Source organism: Streptomyces sp. NBC_01549 (assembly GCF_026339955.1).
Taxonomy (GTDB): Bacteria; Actinomycetota; Actinomycetes; order Streptomycetales; family Streptomycetaceae; genus Streptomyces.
In genome coordinates this window covers 1,481,898-1,496,842 of record NZ_JAPEPW010000002.1, presented here as the reverse complement: position 1 = coordinate 1,496,842, position 14,945 = coordinate 1,481,898, and the positions used below count along the sequence as shown (strand labels likewise).

General features: G+C 71.1%; 17 protein-coding genes and 1 tRNA gene. 7 read left to right on the top strand and 11 right to left on the bottom strand.

Annotated elements, in window-relative coordinates; translation table 11 throughout:
* Positions 1 to 5: 5 nt before the first annotated feature.
* On the top strand, positions 6 to 608 hold the full coding sequence (locus OG819_RS41650; protein WP_266654363.1) for a hypothetical protein: 603 nt from the start codon (positions 6 to 8) through the stop codon (positions 606 to 608).
* Between the two features lie 100 nt (positions 609 to 708).
* On the opposite strand, the gene OG819_RS41645 is transcribed toward OG819_RS41650, so the two are convergent.
* The 8 genes from OG819_RS41645 to OG819_RS41610 all read right to left on the bottom strand — a co-directional run bounded on the left by OG819_RS41645 (position 709) and on the right by OG819_RS41610 (position 8,532).
* Positions 709 to 1,578: an alpha/beta fold hydrolase gene (locus OG819_RS41645; protein ID WP_266654361.1), complete on the bottom strand. Its 870-nt coding sequence runs from the start codon at positions 1,576 to 1,578 to the stop codon at positions 709 to 711.
* A gap of 104 nt (positions 1,579 to 1,682) precedes the next feature.
* Positions 1,683 to 2,255, bottom strand: coding sequence for a flavin reductase family protein (locus tag OG819_RS41640; RefSeq protein ID WP_266632123.1), 573 nt, complete (start codon positions 2,253 to 2,255; stop codon positions 1,683 to 1,685).
* The gene (locus OG819_RS41635) at positions 2,248 to 2,733 is read right to left on the bottom strand and encodes a type II toxin-antitoxin system RatA family toxin (RefSeq protein WP_266632125.1); all 486 of its coding nucleotides are present in this window, start codon (positions 2,731 to 2,733) and stop codon (positions 2,248 to 2,250) included. Before OG819_RS41635 ends, OG819_RS41640 begins: the two co-directional genes overlap by 8 nt.
* A gap of 50 nt (positions 2,734 to 2,783) precedes the next feature.
* Complete coding sequence (locus tag OG819_RS41630) at positions 2,784 to 4,091, bottom strand: aminotransferase class III-fold pyridoxal phosphate-dependent enzyme (protein ID WP_266654359.1); 1,308 nt, start codon at positions 4,089 to 4,091, stop codon at positions 2,784 to 2,786.
* Positions 4,088 to 5,242: an SDR family oxidoreductase gene (locus OG819_RS41625; RefSeq protein WP_266654357.1), complete on the bottom strand. Its 1,155-nt coding sequence runs from the start codon at positions 5,240 to 5,242 to the stop codon at positions 4,088 to 4,090. The genes OG819_RS41630 and OG819_RS41625 overlap by 4 nt, the downstream gene beginning before the upstream one ends.
* Before the next feature lie 205 nt (positions 5,243 to 5,447).
* Entirely contained in the window at positions 5,448 to 6,581 is a 1,134-nt protein-coding gene (locus tag OG819_RS41620; protein ID WP_266632129.1) for an acyl-CoA dehydrogenase family protein, read from the bottom strand.
* Positions 6,582 to 6,689: 108 nt separating this feature from the next.
* The gene (locus OG819_RS41615; protein ID WP_266654355.1) at positions 6,690 to 7,439 is read right to left on the bottom strand and encodes a hypothetical protein; all 750 of its coding nucleotides are present in this window, start codon (positions 7,437 to 7,439) and stop codon (positions 6,690 to 6,692) included.
* 271 nt (positions 7,440 to 7,710) lie between these two features.
* Entirely contained in the window at positions 7,711 to 8,532 is an 822-nt protein-coding gene (locus tag OG819_RS41610) for an SAM-dependent methyltransferase (protein WP_266632133.1), read from the bottom strand.
* Between the two features lie 277 nt (positions 8,533 to 8,809).
* On the opposite strand from OG819_RS41610, the gene OG819_RS41605 reads away from it, so the two are divergent.
* On the top strand, positions 8,810 to 9,583 hold the full coding sequence (locus tag OG819_RS41605) for a sulfite exporter TauE/SafE family protein (protein ID WP_266654353.1): 774 nt from the start codon (positions 8,810 to 8,812) through the stop codon (positions 9,581 to 9,583).
* A gap of 21 nt (positions 9,584 to 9,604) precedes the next feature.
* A complete protein-coding gene (locus tag OG819_RS41600) occupies positions 9,605 to 10,351 on the top strand; it encodes a cobalt-precorrin-6A reductase (protein ID WP_266632137.1) in 747 nt (248 codons plus the stop codon).
* 61 nt (positions 10,352 to 10,412) lie between these two features.
* Here the strand turns inward: OG819_RS41600 and cobF are convergent, their stop codons facing one another.
* Both cobF and OG819_RS41590 read right to left on the bottom strand, forming a co-directional pair.
* The gene (cobF, locus tag OG819_RS41595) at positions 10,413 to 11,183 is read right to left on the bottom strand and encodes a precorrin-6A synthase (deacetylating) (RefSeq protein ID WP_266654351.1); all 771 of its coding nucleotides are present in this window, start codon (positions 11,181 to 11,183) and stop codon (positions 10,413 to 10,415) included.
* Between the two features lie 91 nt (positions 11,184 to 11,274).
* Positions 11,275 to 11,802 carry a DUF309 domain-containing protein gene (locus tag OG819_RS41590; RefSeq protein ID WP_266632141.1) on the bottom strand — a complete coding sequence of 176 codons (528 nt, stop codon included), beginning with the start codon at positions 11,800 to 11,802 and terminating at the stop codon, positions 11,275 to 11,277.
* Positions 11,803 to 11,902: 100 nt separating this feature from the next.
* Here OG819_RS41590 and OG819_RS41585 point away from each other — a divergent pair.
* Together OG819_RS41585 and OG819_RS41580 are read left to right on the top strand one after the other, a co-directional pair.
* Positions 11,903 to 11,976: transfer RNA gene (locus OG819_RS41585), tRNA-Pro, on the top strand.
* 497 nt (positions 11,977 to 12,473) lie between these two features.
* Positions 12,474 to 13,178, top strand: a complete 705-nt coding sequence (locus tag OG819_RS41580) for an NPP1 family protein (protein WP_266634944.1) — start codon at positions 12,474 to 12,476, stop codon at positions 13,176 to 13,178.
* 186 nt (positions 13,179 to 13,364) lie between these two features.
* On the opposite strand, the gene OG819_RS41575 is transcribed toward OG819_RS41580, so the two are convergent.
* Positions 13,365 to 14,057: a class I SAM-dependent methyltransferase gene (locus tag OG819_RS41575; RefSeq protein ID WP_266654349.1), complete on the bottom strand. Its 693-nt coding sequence runs from the start codon at positions 14,055 to 14,057 to the stop codon at positions 13,365 to 13,367.
* Positions 14,058 to 14,204: 147 nt separating this feature from the next.
* Here OG819_RS41575 and OG819_RS41570 point away from each other — a divergent pair, with 147 nt between their 5' ends.
* Together OG819_RS41570 and OG819_RS41565 are read left to right on the top strand one after the other, a co-directional pair.
* The gene (locus OG819_RS41570) at positions 14,205 to 14,624 is read left to right on the top strand and encodes an SH3 domain-containing protein (RefSeq protein WP_266654347.1); all 420 of its coding nucleotides are present in this window, start codon (positions 14,205 to 14,207) and stop codon (positions 14,622 to 14,624) included.
* 135 nt (positions 14,625 to 14,759) lie between these two features.
* Entirely contained in the window at positions 14,760 to 14,924 is a 165-nt protein-coding gene (locus OG819_RS41565; RefSeq protein ID WP_266632147.1) for a hypothetical protein, read from the top strand.
* Positions 14,925 to 14,945: the final 21 nt, after the last annotated feature.

Below are 14,945 nucleotides of genomic sequence, written 5' to 3'. Positions count from 1 at the left end.
AGACCGTGACGTTCTCAGTGAAGGCGAAAGCGAAGATGTCCCCGCTGTCCCGCCTTGGCTGGAGGTCGGTGCTGGCCGCCGCCCTCCTCGCGGGGACTGCCCTGGCCGCCCCCGCGGCCCAGGCCGAACCGGCCGGGGTACGGGCCGCACCGGTGCCCGACCTCGTGTGCCGCCTCGACGCCGAGGTGAACTTCAGTCCGCCGCTCAGTGTGCGGGTCAAGGAGGCCGAGGTGACCGGGCACATCGGGTACCTGGACTGCCGCTCGCCCAGCGGGGCGGCGCCGCAGCTGACCGACATCGTCTTCGGCGTCAACGGCACCGGAAGATTCGGTGTGTTCCCGCCGACCTTCTCCGTGGAGGGCAACGGCGTGGGCACCTGGAACACGGGTGAGGTCGGCAGCCTCTACTTCAAGGGTGATCTCAAGCAGGGCAGCCCCGTGCCCGAGCGCACCGTGACGAGCGGGCCGCTCGCCGGCGACGGGATCAACGGACTGCAGATCCCCACACCCCGGTTCGACAAGATCACCCCGGACGGCGTCGCGGGCTTCGGCGTCATCGGCCAGGTCTGCTTCTGGCCCGGTGAGAAGGGCCGCTGCACGGCGTTCTGAGCCGACCACGCGAAGGAGGGGGTGGTGCGGCGGGGCCCGCACCACCCCCTCCCTTTCGTCCGCTCCGTCGTCGTACGGGTTCCTCGTCGTCGTACGGGACTCAGTCGGCCAGCGCCTTGAGCGTCTCCCGCACCACGATCGGGTCGTACGGCATGGCCAGGTGGGTGGTCCGGTTCTGCGGGGCGAGGAGTTGAAGGCAGGTGTTGGTGACCGGGTGCTCCGGCCGGACGGGCTTCAGCTGCTGGGCCTCGGGGGGCTGGACCAGCTCGTCCCGGGTCGACCAGATGACGGTGTAGTCGACCCCGTCCACCGTGTCGCCCGGAGCCACCAGCTCACCCACGAACTCCGAGTCGTGCAGCAGCTGGGTGAAGGCCGGGCTGATCCGGAAGAGCACCTTGTCCTCCACGACGGCCTGAACGCCCGGGACTTGGCGGACCAGCTTCGTCAGGCCCGCCACCTCGACCCCGTGGTTGCTGGGCGCGATCCCGACGACTCGGCGCACCTTCCCGGCCCCGCCGAGGTACTTGAGGTAGTAGTGCGGGAGCATCCCGCCCTGCGAGTGGCCCACGAGGTCCACCTTCGACGCCTTGGTGTCCACCAGCACCCGGTCCACGAAGTCCGCGAGCTCCTGGGAGGACTTCCGCATGTCGCCGAGACCGTACAGACGAGGGAGCGTGGGCAGTTCACCATAGTTGAGGCGGAAGATGCGGTGCCCGGCCGTTCGGAGCGCGGGCGCCAGCTTCCGCCAGACGGACTCCCGGTCGCCGAGCGTGCCGTGCACGAGGACGACCGGGTGCGGACGCTCCGGTGTCGGGGGCAGGCCCCAGTCGTCCGTCTCGGGGTCGCCGTCGAGGCCGGCGACCAGCCGGTGCGTGGCGGACTGGGTGTTGCCGGCCAGCCGCTCGGGCGTCCTGAGCAGTTCGGTAGCGGCGCTCTCGGAGTTCACGCCGGGAATGCGGGGCAGGGGCATGGGGCCTCCTTGGCCTCGGTTCTGTGTGCGGAACGGTCGTGAATACGGGGAGGCCCGGCCGGGGAAAAGCCCCGGCCGGGCCTCCGTCCTGACTTCTGGTGGGCTCAGTCGGTGGTCGCCGCGGGCAGCGCGTGGAACGCTCGGTCGTGCCAGAGCAGCGGCCGTCCGCCGTTCACCTCCACCGCCATCACCCGTCCGACGACGGCGTGGTGATCCCCGTACGGTCGTACGTCCTCGACCAGGCACACCGACCACGCGAGCGCTTCGACGAGTACGGGCAGGCCGAGCACCCGGCGCACCGGGCTGCCGTCGAACCGCCTGGCGGGCGGCACGGTGGAGTCGGCGAAGAGTTCGGCGACCGATTTCTGACCTTCCGTCAACACATTTACGGCGAAGGCGCCTTGCTCCCGCAGGGCGGTCAACGTGCGGGAACTGCCCCGCAGACACGCGAGGACCAGCGGCGGCCGCGCCGACAGGGAGGTCAGCGCGGAGACCGTCATCCCGGTCGGGCCCGCCCCGTCCAGCGCCGTGACGACCGTGACGCCGGCCGTCAGCTTGGCGTAGAGACCGAGACAGCGGACCGTGTCGGGGCCGGGCTCGTCCCGCAGTGTGTCCCAGCCCGCGGCGGACGGGCCGTGGGGACGGGGCTGACGGGGCGCGAGAGTGACCTCAGCCATGCGCGGAGGCGACGCTGTCGGCGAGTTGGGCCGGGGTGGTGGGGGTGACCCTGCCGAGCAGCCCGCGCAGGATCCGCTCGATGTTGCTGCGCAGCGTCGAGTCGGCGACCGGGTCGAGGAGTTCCGCCAGGGTCGGGATGCCCAGGTCGAAGACGGCGTCGAAGGTCACCGCCGTACCGTCCTCGCCCGACGCGCACCGCCATGTGCCCTCGAACAGCTCGAAGTCGCCCGTGAGTTGGGTGAAACCGATGGTTCGTGTCTTCGGGAAGAACGCGTCCCGTTCCGACCAGCGCATCAGACCGTTCCTGAAGCGCACGGTCCAGTCCGACACCACCGTGCCGTCGTCATGGGGCGGATGGACCACGACCTCGCGGACGGTCTCGGTGACTTCGGGATACCGGCGGAAGTCACGGATCCGCTGGTAGGCGGTCTCGGGGTCGACGTCGTGGGCGGTCAGCCGTACGGTCACGTGACGCATGGGAGGTGTTGCCTTTCCACGGTAGGGACGGGTCGGCGGTAGCGGACGGGTCAGCCGATGTGGGTCGCGACGACGCGCAGCGCCTCGGTCAGCGCGGTGAGGAACAGCCGCACCTCCTCCTCGCCGACGATCGCGGGCGGCGTCAGCCGCAGCACCCGGGTGGCGTTGAGGGAGTGGTTCACGAGGACGCCGCGCCCGACCAGTTCCAGGATCAGTTCGCCGACGGCCTGCTCCTCGGCGAACTCCAGGCCGATCAGCAGCCCCCGCCCGCGGACGTCGCGCACCAGGCCGCCGGTGTACGGGGCACAGGCGGCCCGGACGTCCGCGAGCAGCCGCTCGCCCAGGGTTCTGGCGCGCGGGACGACCTCCTCACTCTCCAGGGCCTCGACCGCGGCGAGCGCGGCGGCGCAGGCGATCGGGGAGGCCGCGAAGGTGGAGGTGTGCAGATAGGGGTCGCGGGAGAACGGCGCGTAGGCCGCCGGGGTCGCGACCATCGCGGCGACGGGCACGACGCCGCCGCTGAGACCCTTGCCGACGAGTAGTACGTCGGGCTGCGGGGGCGAGCCGCCCTCGGCGTCCATGCCCCACCACGAGCCCAGTCGTCCCAGGCCCGTCTGGATCTCGTCGAGGATCAGGAAGGCCCCGTACGTCCGGCACAGCCGGCTCACCTCCGCCAGATAGTCCGGCGGTGGAATGCGTACGCCGCCCTCGCCCTGCACCGGCTCGACGATCACGCAGGCCCGGCGGCCGAGTTCGGCGAGCGTGGCGTCCAGCGCGGCGGCGTCCCCGTACGGGACGGCCGTGCTGTCGGGCAGCAGCGGCCGGAAGGGCTGCTGGTACTTCGGGTTGGCGGTGGCGGTCAGCGCGCCCAGGGTCTTGCCGTGGTATCCGCCGAGGGTGGAGACGAGGGCGGTGTGGCCGTGCGCCCGGGCCAGTTTCAGACCGGCCTCGGTGGCCTCCGCGCCGGAGTTCACGAAGTGGACGTGGTGGAGGCCCGGTGGGGTCCGTGCGGCCAGCGCCTCGGCGGCGAGGGCCGCGACGGGCTCCAGGAAGACCCGCCCGGCCAGCGGATGGGTGTCCACCTGGCGGTGCACGGCCGCGGTCACGTGAGGGTGCCGGTGGCCGAGGATGAAGACCCCGTAACCGCCGAAGTCGAGGTAGCGGCGGCCGTCCTCGGTGAACACCCACGCGCCGTCGGACGCCGTCTCCAGCATGCCGCCGAGCACCGTGCCGAGGACCGAGCGGCCGGAGGAGAGGTGCTCGCGGTAGAGCCGGGCGATGTGCGCACGGTCCGTGGCGGGGTCGGTGACCGGCGCCACGGATCCGGTGACCGGCGCCACGGCGGGGGCCGCGGTCATGACGCCAGTTCCTGGGTGTGCGTGGCCTGCGAGGGCTGGCTCCTCGCCGCCGTGTCCTGCGCTGGCCCCGGACGCAGGCGGGTGCGCATGCCGCCACGCCCGGTGGACCAGGCGGCCAGATTGCGGACCAGGGCCCGCCGGAGGGCGTCCTTCGAGAGGGCCGTGCCGCAGTGCGGCGACCCCAGCGACGATTCGAAGGGGAGGGCCCGCTGGAAGACCAGCAGCAGTTCCGCGTACGTCTGGAAGCGGCGGCGCAGCGACTCCGGGAACGTGGGGCCCTCGATCAGCGGCAGCAGCAGCCGGTGCACCGACTCCAGCGGGATGAGCCGGGGCGGATGCGGACGCGGTCCCCACTGGTTGGCGAACTCCAGGCAGGTGTCGACCACTTCACGCTGCAGCAGCGCCTCCGTGCCGGCCGTCAGCCAGTACTCGCCGCCCGTGACACCGGCCCGCACCAGATCGCCCACGGCACGCGCGACGATGTCCTGGGGCACCATGTCGATCCGTGCGTCCGGCGCTCCCGGCAGCACCGGCACCTGCCCCTTCACGATGGCGCCCAGCGCCCGGGTCAGTCCCTGCATCCCGGCGATCCGACCGGTGACGGAGTCACCCATCACCACCGACGGGCGCATGATCACGCCCGGCACCGGGGCGTCGCGCACGACCTGTTCGGCCGCCGTCTTGGAGGCGAGGTACGCGGCGGCGCCGGGGAAGCGCTCCTGCTCCTCCGGAGCCAGCGGGTTGGCGACGAAGGCCGTGCTCATGTGGAAGAACGGGGCCTCGGCGCGAGCGGCGAGGTCGAGCATCGCGATCGTGCCGTCGAGGTTGGCCCGCCGGATCTGGTCCGGCTCCGCCTTCCAGTTGGTGGCGGCGGCGGAGTGCACCACCAGGTCCACTTCGGCGATGAGCTGGGTGAAGTCCGCCTGGGTCAGGCCGAGTCCGGGTTCCAGCAGATCGGCGCGGACCTCGCGGACCCGGTGGTCGTTCACCGGCGTGCGATGGCGCAGGCAGACGATTCTGAAGTCCGGCGACAGCTCCTCGATCAGGGCTCTGCCGAGTACTCCGGCGCCGCCGGTGAGCAGAATCGTGGGGCGTTTCGCGGGCGGTTGCGGGCTGGTCGGAGCGCTGGGCCGGGGCCGGGACAGAGGCATGGCGGTGATCCCCTCGGTCGAGTGAGCGTAGGTCCTGCCGGACGGGCGGGCGGCTGTCCGGGTGGGTGGGTGTTCGGGTGCTGGGGTTTTGCGCGCGCCGGGCGCCTATGAGCTCGGTTCTTGTTGTTCGACGGCGACTGCGGGGTGTTCGTGGCTGGTCGCGCCGTTCCTCGCGCCCCTCTCGGGGCGCTCGGGCCGGCCGGGGTTACGCGATGGTCAGCGGCTCGTCGGCGAGGTAGGCGGACAGCGGGCCGGTCATCCGCGAGCGCGACGGGGGGTGCAGGGCGAGGCCGTTGGCACAGGCGGCGAGATATCCGACCTCGTCCGAGGTCATGAAGTTGAGCCCGCCGAGCAGTTCGACGGACCGGGGCACGATCCGGGCGAGGGCGTCCTGCACGGTGTAGCGCGCGTAGAGCGAGTCGGCGAGCGCGGACTCGTCGGGCGCGTCCTCGTCCACCCGGCGGGCGAGGCCCTCGACCGCCGCCGTCGCGCCCTCGATCTCCACCAGCAGCCGGACCCGCTCGGCGTCGGGCACCCGGTCGTTGAGCAGCACCCGCTCGACGAGGGCGCTCGCGGCGCCGAGGTAGCTGCCGGTCATCAGCAGCTCGAACCAGACCAGACCGGCGGTCTGCACCTCGTCGAGACGGGCCCCGGCCGGCGAGGCCGTGCGCACCAGGAGCTCCTTGGGGACCAGTACGTTGTCCAATGTCACCTGGTCGCTCTCGGCGCCCGCCAGGAAGGTGCTCGACCAGAAGCCGCTGACGCTCAGCCCCTCGCTCTCGGCGGGAACCAGCGCCACGGCCAGTTCCTCTCCTTCACCCTCCTCGCACGGCACCATCACGCTCGCGGTGAGCAGATCCATGGAACGGGCGAGGCTGCACGGCCGTTTCACGCCGGTGATCCGCACCCCTTCGGGCGTCACCGTGGCGGACATGGAGGGCGACAGGATGCCGGTGCCGCTGCGTCCTTCGGCGAAGCCGGACGCCATCAGCCGGTTCTCGGACGCGACGCCCTGGACGAGCATCCACTCCAGCCCCTCGCCGGAGTCGCTCAGCCCGACCAGCGTGGCCATCGAGAAGTGGTGCATCGTCGTCGCCACCGCGAGCGAGGGCGAACGACTGCCGAGCGCGCGCTGCACCCGCAGGGTCTCCAGCGCGGTGGCACCCCGGCCCTGGAAGGCGGTCGGGGCCAGCAGACCCGGCCCGCCCGCCTCCCGGAACAACCCGATGCCGGGGCTCTTCGGCCCTTCAAGTGTCATCAGCGGTACGGCCCTCAGACTCTCGTCGAGGCCGGGCAGCAGTTTGGCGAGGGCCGCGCGCTCACGCTCCAGGAATCTCATGTCGTCCCCTGCTCCTTGATTCTCAGGTGTCGCCGGCAGCGTCGTTTCTGTTTACGCGCGAACCGGCGGAACCCCTCGGGGCAAAAGGGATGTTGGAGCGTTCGGCGGTCAGTGGTTCGGCTGCCGGGCAGGGTCCCGTACGACGACGAGGCGGGTGGGTCTGGCCTGGGTCAGTTCCACCCAGCGGGCGAGCTCGTGCTCGTGCGAACCGCTGCGCGTCGCCCGCGCCACGAGGGTCGCCGCCGCGTCGTCGGCGCGGCCGTCGCGGGTCAGGAGACTGAGCGGCCAGGCGGGTTCCGACGGCTCCTGACCGTCGAACGGGTGCCAGTCCCACGGCGCGTCGAACCGCCAGGCGCGCCCCGCGGCATCCACGACCTCGTCACCTGCCACAAGGCAGGCGTACGGACGGAACAGCAGGTCCAGGGCGACGGGGATCCCGTCGTCGGGGGCGATCTCGTAGCCCTGCCACTCCAGGTCGGGATCGTGCGACTGCCCCGCGCGCAGCACCATGACCTGCGTTCCCAGACGAGGGAGTCGTCCTGTCTCCAGCGGTGGATCCATCCGTTCGACGCTCATCACATGCACCACCGTGGGAGGGATGCCGACCTGGCACACCGCGCCGACCTCGAGGTGCGGGGGCGGCGGGTCGGTGCGGAACAGCTCCAAGTCCCAGTCGTACGAGGCCGGATCGCCGGCCAGGGCCACCTGGCCGTTCCACTCGATCCAGTCGCACTCCGGGTCCACCTCCCACCACGGCCACTCGACGACCACTTCCCGCTGGGTGAGACGGGTGACCCGTGCGTCGGTGTACGGGCACGAGACCAACAGGACATCCCCCACACGGTGATCCGCTCCCACAGCCGCCTCCCGATTCCCCGGTCGCCACCGCTCGCACGGTACAAGCTGAAGGTCATCGCCGGTTCACCAGGAGGTGCGGGCCCGTCGGCTGAGGGTGCGGCCGCCTCCGCGACCGTCCTGCACGCCCTGGTCGACACGGGACGCGTACCTCCGCCCGGACGCGTCACCGGGCGCCTTCACGCTCCAACTCATCGGCGAGGACCTGGACTTGATCCAGGCCCTCGCCGAGCGGGCTACGCCGAACGGGACCTCAGCGCGACGGCCGAGTTCCTCAGGAACGAGGAGACTTGAAACCGACCGCGCCGTACAGCGGGACCGGCGCGTCGCCGACCTCGTCCTTGTTCAGCGCGAGCTCGGGATGCCACTCCGACACCGACACCACTCCGGGGTCGACGAGCTCGAGCCCCCGGAAGAAGCGGCCGACCTCGGTGTGCGAGCGGGCCACCAGCGTCACGCCGCCCGCCGCGTACGCCGCTATACCGGTCGCGACCTTCACCGGGTCGTAGTCGCCGGTCAGCGCGGACAGGACCAGGCAACTGCCCGGCGCCAGCGCGTCGACCAGGGTGTCCACCAGGTCGTACGCGCCGTCCTCCTCGGCGATGAAGTGCATCAGGGCGATGAGCGACAGCGCGACGGGCTGGTCGAAGTCGAGAACGCGGGCGGCCTGCTCGAGTATCTTCTCCGGTTCCCGCGCGTCGGCCTGGACGTACTCCGTCACGCCCTCGGGGGTGCCGCGCAGCAGGGCCTCGGCGTGAGCGAGGACGATCGGGTCGTTGTCCACGTAGACGACCCGCGCCTGCGGGACGGCGGCCTGGGCGATCTGGTGGAGGTTCGGCTCGGTGGGGATGCCGGTGCCGATGTCGAGGAACTGGCGGATGCCCATCTCCCGGACCAGCCAGCGGGTGGCGCGCTGCATGAACCAGCGGTTGCTGCGGGCCGAGCGAGGGGCGCTCGGGTCCGTGGCCATGATTCTTCGCCCGAGCTCCTCGTCGACCGGATAGTTGTCCTTTCCGCCGAGGAACCAGTCGTACATCCGTGCCGGGTGCGGCCTGCTGGTGTCGATCCGCTGGGCGGAAGGCCCGGTCGCGGTCATGCGGCACTCCTCTGCTCACGCTCGTGTCGATGTTCGAGCAGTCTGCCACGGGAGTTGGGCGGTGCGGGGGGTTTCTCCGGGCCCCGCACCCCCCGTCGACCGGCCCGATCCCACCAGCGGCGCCGGCGCCCTCGCCGCGAGTCGTGTCGGCGCCGGACACGGCGGCTCGCGGCGCGGGCCGAACACCCCTGACCCACTGGTTCACCCGCCGTGCAGGGGTCACCTGGCGAGACGGTCCTTACGTGAGGAGATGCGTGCGCCTAGCATCGGTTCCCGCATGAACACAATGACGCTCTGGCACATATCCATCTGGGAGTTCGCCGCGCTCGCCGCCGCGGCCCTGCTCGTCGGCTTCTCGAAGACCGCCGTGAGCGGCGCCAACACGGTCAGCCTGGCGATCTTCGCCGCCGTGCTGCCCGCCCGCGCCTCGACCGGCGTACTCCTGCCCCTCCTCATCGTCGGGAACGTGCTCGCCGTGCTCACCTACCGGCGGCACGCGCACTGGCCCACACTGTGGCGGCTGTTCCCGGCGGTCGCCGCGGGCGTCGTGTTCGGCACGCTGTTCCTGGTGTGGGCCGACGACGCGATCGTACGGACCTCCATCGGCGCGATCCTGCTGCTGATGGCGGCGGTGACGATGTGGCGCCGCCGGGCGGCCGCCCAGGACGAGGAGCCCGACTCGGTGTCGACCCGGACCGGTCGGGTCAAGGCCGGCTCGTACGGCGTCCTCGGCGGCTTCACCACCATGGTCGCCAACGCGGGCGGCCCGGTGATGTCGATGTACCTCCTGTCGGCCGGCTTCCGCAAACTCGGCTTCCTGGGCACCTCAGCCTTCTTCTTCCTGATCGTGAACGTCTCCAAGGTGCCCTTCAGCGTCGGCCTCGGTCTCATCGACTGGCATTCGCTGCTCCTGGACGCGGCGCTCGCGATCTTCGTCGTGCCGGGGGCGTTCCTCGGCAAATGGGCCGTGCACCGCATCAACCAGCTCCTGTTCGAGCGGCTGGTCATCGCGGCGACGGTGGTGGGCGGGGCGCAACTCCTGCTGCGCTGACCACCTCGTAGGCTCGACGGTATGTCCTGCCACGTCCTGGTCCTCGGCGGCACCACCGAGGCACGCCGACTCGCCGCCGAACTGGCGGCGCGCCCCGGTGTCCGCGTCACGACGTCCCTGGCGGGGCGCGTCTCCCGGCCGGGGACGCTCGACGGGGACGTTCGCATCGGGGGCTTCGGCGGGGCGGACGGGCTGACGCGGTGGCTGCGCGAGCACCACGTGGACGCCGTGGTCGACGCCACGCACCCCTTCGCCGCCGCCATCACGGCGAACGCGGCGCGCGCCGCCGAGGCCACCGGAATCCCGGCCGTGGTGCTGCGCCGTCCCGGCTGGACCCCCGGCCCCGACGACCGCTGGCACTGGGCCGCCTCCCTCCCCGAAGCCGCCGCGATCCTCCCGTCCCTGGGCCGTCGTGTCTTCCTCACCACGGGCCGCCTGGGCCTCGCGGCCTTCGCCCACCTCCCCGAGCTCCACTTCCTCGTGCGGACGGTGGAGCCCCCCGAGCCGCCGATGCCCCAGGACATGGAAGTACTGCTGACCCGGGGCCCCTTCACACCGGACGACGAGAAGTACCTGCTGCGCGCACACCGCATCGACGTGCTGGTGACCAAGGACAGTGGCGCAGAGGCGACAGCAGCCAAACTGACGGCCGCACGCGATCTGGCTCTCCCCGTGGTGGTCGTACGCCGCCCTCCGCTCCCGGCGGACGTGACCACCGCGCCGGACGTGCCGTCGGCGCTGGCCCTGCTGGATCTCGGCCCCGGGTGACGGAACACGGCGCGCCGACGCACTCTGTTGGCGGGTGGAGAGACCCGTCCGGCCGATCCCCCTACCCGCGCGGGTGTCTGCGCAGCAGATATGTGTCCATGATCCAGCCCTTGCGTTCGCGCGCCTCGGCCCGCAGCCGCTCGATGCGTGGGGCCGTCTCGGCTATCGGACCGGAGGCCAGGATCTCGTCCGGCGTACCGATGTAGGCGCCCCAGTAGATGTCGATGTCCTCGTCGGCGTACTGCCGGAAGGTCTGGTGGGCGTCGAGCATGACGACCACGTCGTCGACACCCTCCGGGAAGCCCTCCGCGAGCCGTCGTCCCGTGGTGATCTGAACGGGATGGGCCACCCGGTTCAGCCCGGTCCGATGCCGGGCGACGAGCGCGGAGACGCTGCTGATGCCGGGCACGACCTCGTACGTGAACGCCACCGCGCCCCGCTCCAGGATCTCCTCCAGGATCCCGAGCGTGCTGTCGTACAGCGCGGGATCCCCCCACACCAGGAACGCGCCGCTCTCGTCCTCGCCCAGCTCCTCGGCGATCAGCCGCTGGTAGATGTCGGCGCGGGCACTGCGCCAGTCCCCGACGGCGGGGGAGTAGGCGGCGCCCCCGGCCGACCGGTCGCGATCCGGGTCGCGCGCCTCGACCAGGCGGTAGGACCCCTGCGGTATGTGTGCGTCGAGGATGTCACGGCGCAGCTGGACGAGGTCCGACTTCACCTCGCCCTTGTCCAGGATGAAGAACACGTCCGTGCTCCTCAGCGCCTTGACGGCCTGCAAGGTGAGCTGGTCGGGGTCGCCCGCGCCGATGCCGATGACATGAATCTTTCGCACACCCCGAGTCTGCCGCACGCCACTGACAGCGCACGCACCGCACCCGGGTGACGCCGCACGTACCGCGCGCCGATCGGCGGCACCGCACCCGTCAGTCCCGGCGCCCCCGCAGCCGGGGTGCCCACGCCACCGCGCTGATCGCGGCGCCCTCACGCTCCACGACCGCCGCCAGCTCCCGTGCCCAGGAGGCGAGTTCGGCGAGGTCCAGCTCATGCGGACGGGCCCGGCCGCCCGCCCCCGCCGCGCACTCCTCGACCGCCCCGGCCCCGCGCCGCAACAGCCGGGCACCGCCCGTCGTGTTCCCACGGGCCGCGTGCGTGAGCCCCACCGCGAGCTGCGCCAGCCCCCGCCAGAGCGTGCGCTCACTCTCGGGGCCCGACTTCCAGGCGTCCTCGAAGACCTCGTGGGCATGGAAAGGCTTTCCCGCGTCCAACAGCGCCTGCGCCTCCGTGACCGTCTCCTCCGGGCTGCGGACGACCCCTTCCGGCTGTCGTTCCACGCCATCGGTGCCGTACGGCAGCGGCCGACCCAGCCCGTCCCGCGGCCGGGCGTTCCGCGCCCGCCCCGCCGTGTCCCGATCCCGCCCGTCGTCCCGCCGACCTCCGGATGCTGCGCTCATGCCCCTATTGTCTCGCGCCCCGCGCCCCCTCCGGAGCAGCCTCCGACGTGGGGTAAAGTTCTGTTCGCACGATCACGCGGAACACCGCGGGTGAACGCATCGGGACGTGGCGCAGCTTGGTAGCGCACTTGACTGGGGGTCAAGGGGTCGCAGGTTCAAATCCTGTCGTCCCGACTCGAACGAGTCGCAGGTCAGGGGCGGTTTCGGAGTGATCCGAAACCGCCCTTTGATCATTCCTGGGGGCCGGTCGGCGGCCAGTCGGGGACCAACGCTTTACCGGTCTCCGGTGACCTGACCGTCGGTACCGTCCGCGACAGCGGGGCGCCGGCGTCGGCAGCCCCGGTCCTTCCCTCGGTGACGGCGCGTCGGAATTTCCGTGCACTTCACGAGACCCAATGGAATGTCCCGAATTCCCCTGTCCCGCAATTGTCCTTCGCGAGGATACCTTGCGCCGTACGCCGCTCCGGGATAATTTGATGCGCCGTCACGCGGATCGCGAATGCCCTGATGGCTCAGGAGAGATTCCTTTTCTTTGTGTTTCTTGAGGAGTTGGTATGCGCGGTACGCAGACACCGGCCACGAATTCCGGAGAAGTGGACTCCCGTCCGAAGCGTCCGCGCAGGACGCGCCGGTCCGCTCTCCTGGGCGCGCTCGGTGCGCTGACACTGGTCATGGCACTGCCCGCCGAGGCGAACGCCGACGTTCTGCAACTCTTGCCGCAGAACGCCGACGGCCTTGAGCAGACCTTCTCGCCCGCCTACGACTACGACACGGACGGCTGCTACGCCACGGCAGCCATCGGCGCCGACGGCACCATCAACCCCGGGCTGCGGCTGGGCGGTGACGTCAACGGCCATTGCCACGACAGCGCGCAACTGGCAAACGCCAACACGTATTCACGCGAGAAGTGCAACAACGGCTGGTGCGCCGTCGTGTACGCCAGCTACTTCGAGAAGGACCAGGCCACGCTCGGGCCCGCGGCCATCGGGCATACCCACGACTGGGAGCACGTCGTGGTGTGGATCAACAACAACCAGGTCCAGTACGTCTCGGTGTCCCAGCACTCCAGTTACCAGGTGGCGTCCAGTTCGTCGGTGCGCTTTGACGGCACCCATCCCAAGATCGTGTATCACAAGGACGGCGTTTCCACTCATGACTTCCGGTTCGCCAACACCAACGACGAGCCTCCGGAGAACGTCACTGGCGGCTGGTTCTTTCCTCGCCTCGTCGGGTGGAACGGATATCCCGACGGTTTCCGGGACAAACTCATGAACGCGGATTTCGGCGAAGCCACGATCAAGATCAAGGACGGGGATTTCGAGTACGCCCTCGCCCATTCCATGCCCGTGGGAATCTCGTTCGACCCCAATGCCTGAGAGGTACGTGGCAAAGGCGCTGACGGACGCATGCCCGGCACTGATGTCGCCCGGCTCCTTGTTCTCCGCCCCGCCGAGGTTCTCCGCCCCGCCGAGCAGGAGTCACCGCATGTGAAGTCGTGAGTCAGAGGCTGTATCGGACATACCGATACAGCCTCTTGACCGTTCTCGGGGGTCGTCCCGGGCTCAGCGGTAGTACGAGGCGACGGCCCGCTGACCGGTGTAGTTGGGGCCGGCGTGCGGGTCGGCGCCGAGGTAGGTGAAGGGCAGGGTGACGGGGCGGCCGCCCCGCAGACTGAGGCGGTGATGGCGGGCCGAGTAGTGGAAGCCGGCGGCCCGCAGCGCTGCCAGGACCGGGCGGGAGGCGTCGCTTCCGTCGGGGCGCCGCAGCGTCGAGGGATCGAGATGGGCGACCAGCAGACCGGTGCCGGTGAGCCAGGAGGCGGCCCGCTCCAGCAGGGCGAGCCGGTCGCCGATGTAGTGCAGCCCGTGGACGCAGGTGATGAGGTCGTAGCGGCGGCCCGGCGACCACTGGCCGAGGTCGGCGGTGATGAGTTCGAGGCCGTCGGGCAGCGGGGTCCGCCGCAGCGGGCCGACCAGGTCCACGCCCGTGATGACGGCCCGGGGCAGTTGCCGCGCCGCCTCGCGGAGGGCGAGTCCCTCTCCGCTGCACAGGTCCAGCCACGACGGGGCGGGGCCGTGTTCGTTCAGGAACTCGGCGGGGGAGAAGCCGAGTTCGCGGGCGTAGCTGTTGACGCCTGCCAGGACCCGTTCGCGGTTCATGGTGCTGTTGGCCACCACGGAATGGCCGGTCAGCTCGTCGTCCTCGATCAACCCGGGTGGAGGTGGGGTGGTTGTCGGCGAAGTACCGTCGATCATCGCCCCATTGTGCGGCAGGACCGTCGAGAGCATCCGGTGGCCGTTGGTGTTCGCGCGTTCATCGACATACCAGGACCGCTTGGACGTTTCGAGTGTCGTCGAAAGATGTTCCGCCCCGGGCGTCGGGCCTGCAAGGTGGGCCTGGGCGTGACCGAGTCGGGCCGCACGGCCCGGCCCGGGAACACACCCGGACTCCACCACGGGGAAGGACAGCATGACCATGAGGATGAGGACCAAGGCTTCGCCACGGCGGGGGTCGGCGCGCTGGCCACCGGACTGCTGCTGACCGGCGCGGCCGGGGCGCAGGCCGCGGCGGCGGGACTGCCCTACGCCGTCACGCCGTACGTGAACGTCAACGTCCGCTACGGGCCCTCGACCACCACCGGCATCGCCGGGCACGTCACCGCCGGGCAGCCGCGTGGCGCCTCCTGCTGGACCCACGGCGAGACCATCCGCGACAACGGCTACGTCAACGACGTCTGGGTACGACTGGCCGAGGGCTATGTGAGCGCCGTCTACCTCAAGGGCGACCAGTACGGCGGCCTGCCGGCCTCGGCCACCTGCTGACCGACCACTCGCGGTGCCCGACCCCGACCCGGGGTCGGGCACCGCACTGCGTCCAGGAGCCGTCATGTCGCTCATTCCTGTTCCAGTACGAGCACCGGGCCGTCGAGGCGGCGCGCGCGGCGGGCGCCGACGGCTGTGTCGCGGTCGGCGGCGGCTCGGCGATCGGTCTGGGCGACCCCGGTCTGGGGCCTCACCGAGCACGGCGCCAAGCGCACCGACCCGCGCGAGCTCACTGTGGACGGTGTGCCGGCGCTGCTGACGGTGGCCTACGAGGGCGTGGAGCCGAGCGCCGGCGCCTAGGGCGCGGGGCCGTACGGGCCG

Excerpts from the sequence above, each read along its gene's own strand:
- OG819_RS41575 (WP_266654349.1), bottom strand. The coding sequence starts at position 14,057 with ATGATCGACGGTACTTCGCCGACAACCACCCCACCTCCACCCGGGTTG.
- OG819_RS41620 (WP_266632129.1), bottom strand. The coding sequence starts at position 6,581 with ATGAGATTCCTGGAGCGTGAGCGCGCGGCCCTCGCCAAACTGCTGCCC.
- OG819_RS41600 (WP_266632137.1), top strand. The coding sequence starts at position 9,605 with ATGTCCTGCCACGTCCTGGTCCTCGGCGGCACCACCGAGGCACGCCGA.
- OG819_RS41640 (WP_266632123.1), bottom strand. The coding sequence starts at position 2,255 with ATGGCTGAGGTCACTCTCGCGCCCCGTCAGCCCCGTCCCCACGGCCCG.
- OG819_RS41645 (WP_266654361.1), bottom strand. The coding sequence starts at position 1,578 with ATGCCCCTGCCCCGCATTCCCGGCGTGAACTCCGAGAGCGCCGCTACC.
- OG819_RS41605 (WP_266654353.1), top strand. The coding sequence starts at position 8,810 with ATGAACACAATGACGCTCTGGCACATATCCATCTGGGAGTTCGCCGCG.
- OG819_RS41625 (WP_266654357.1), bottom strand. The coding sequence starts at position 5,242 with ATGCCTCTGTCCCGGCCCCGGCCCAGCGCTCCGACCAGCCCGCAACCG.
- OG819_RS41630 (WP_266654359.1), bottom strand. The coding sequence starts at position 4,091 with ATGACCGCGGCCCCCGCCGTGGCGCCGGTCACCGGATCCGTGGCGCCG.
- OG819_RS41590 (WP_266632141.1), bottom strand. The coding sequence starts at position 11,802 with ATGAGCGCAGCATCCGGAGGTCGGCGGGACGACGGGCGGGATCGGGAC.
- OG819_RS41635 (WP_266632125.1), bottom strand. The coding sequence starts at position 2,733 with ATGCGTCACGTGACCGTACGGCTGACCGCCCACGACGTCGACCCCGAG.
- OG819_RS41610 (WP_266632133.1), bottom strand. The coding sequence starts at position 8,532 with ATGACCGCGACCGGGCCTTCCGCCCAGCGGATCGACACCAGCAGGCCG.
- OG819_RS41580 (WP_266634944.1), top strand. The coding sequence starts at position 12,474 with ATGGCACTGCCCGCCGAGGCGAACGCCGACGTTCTGCAACTCTTGCCG.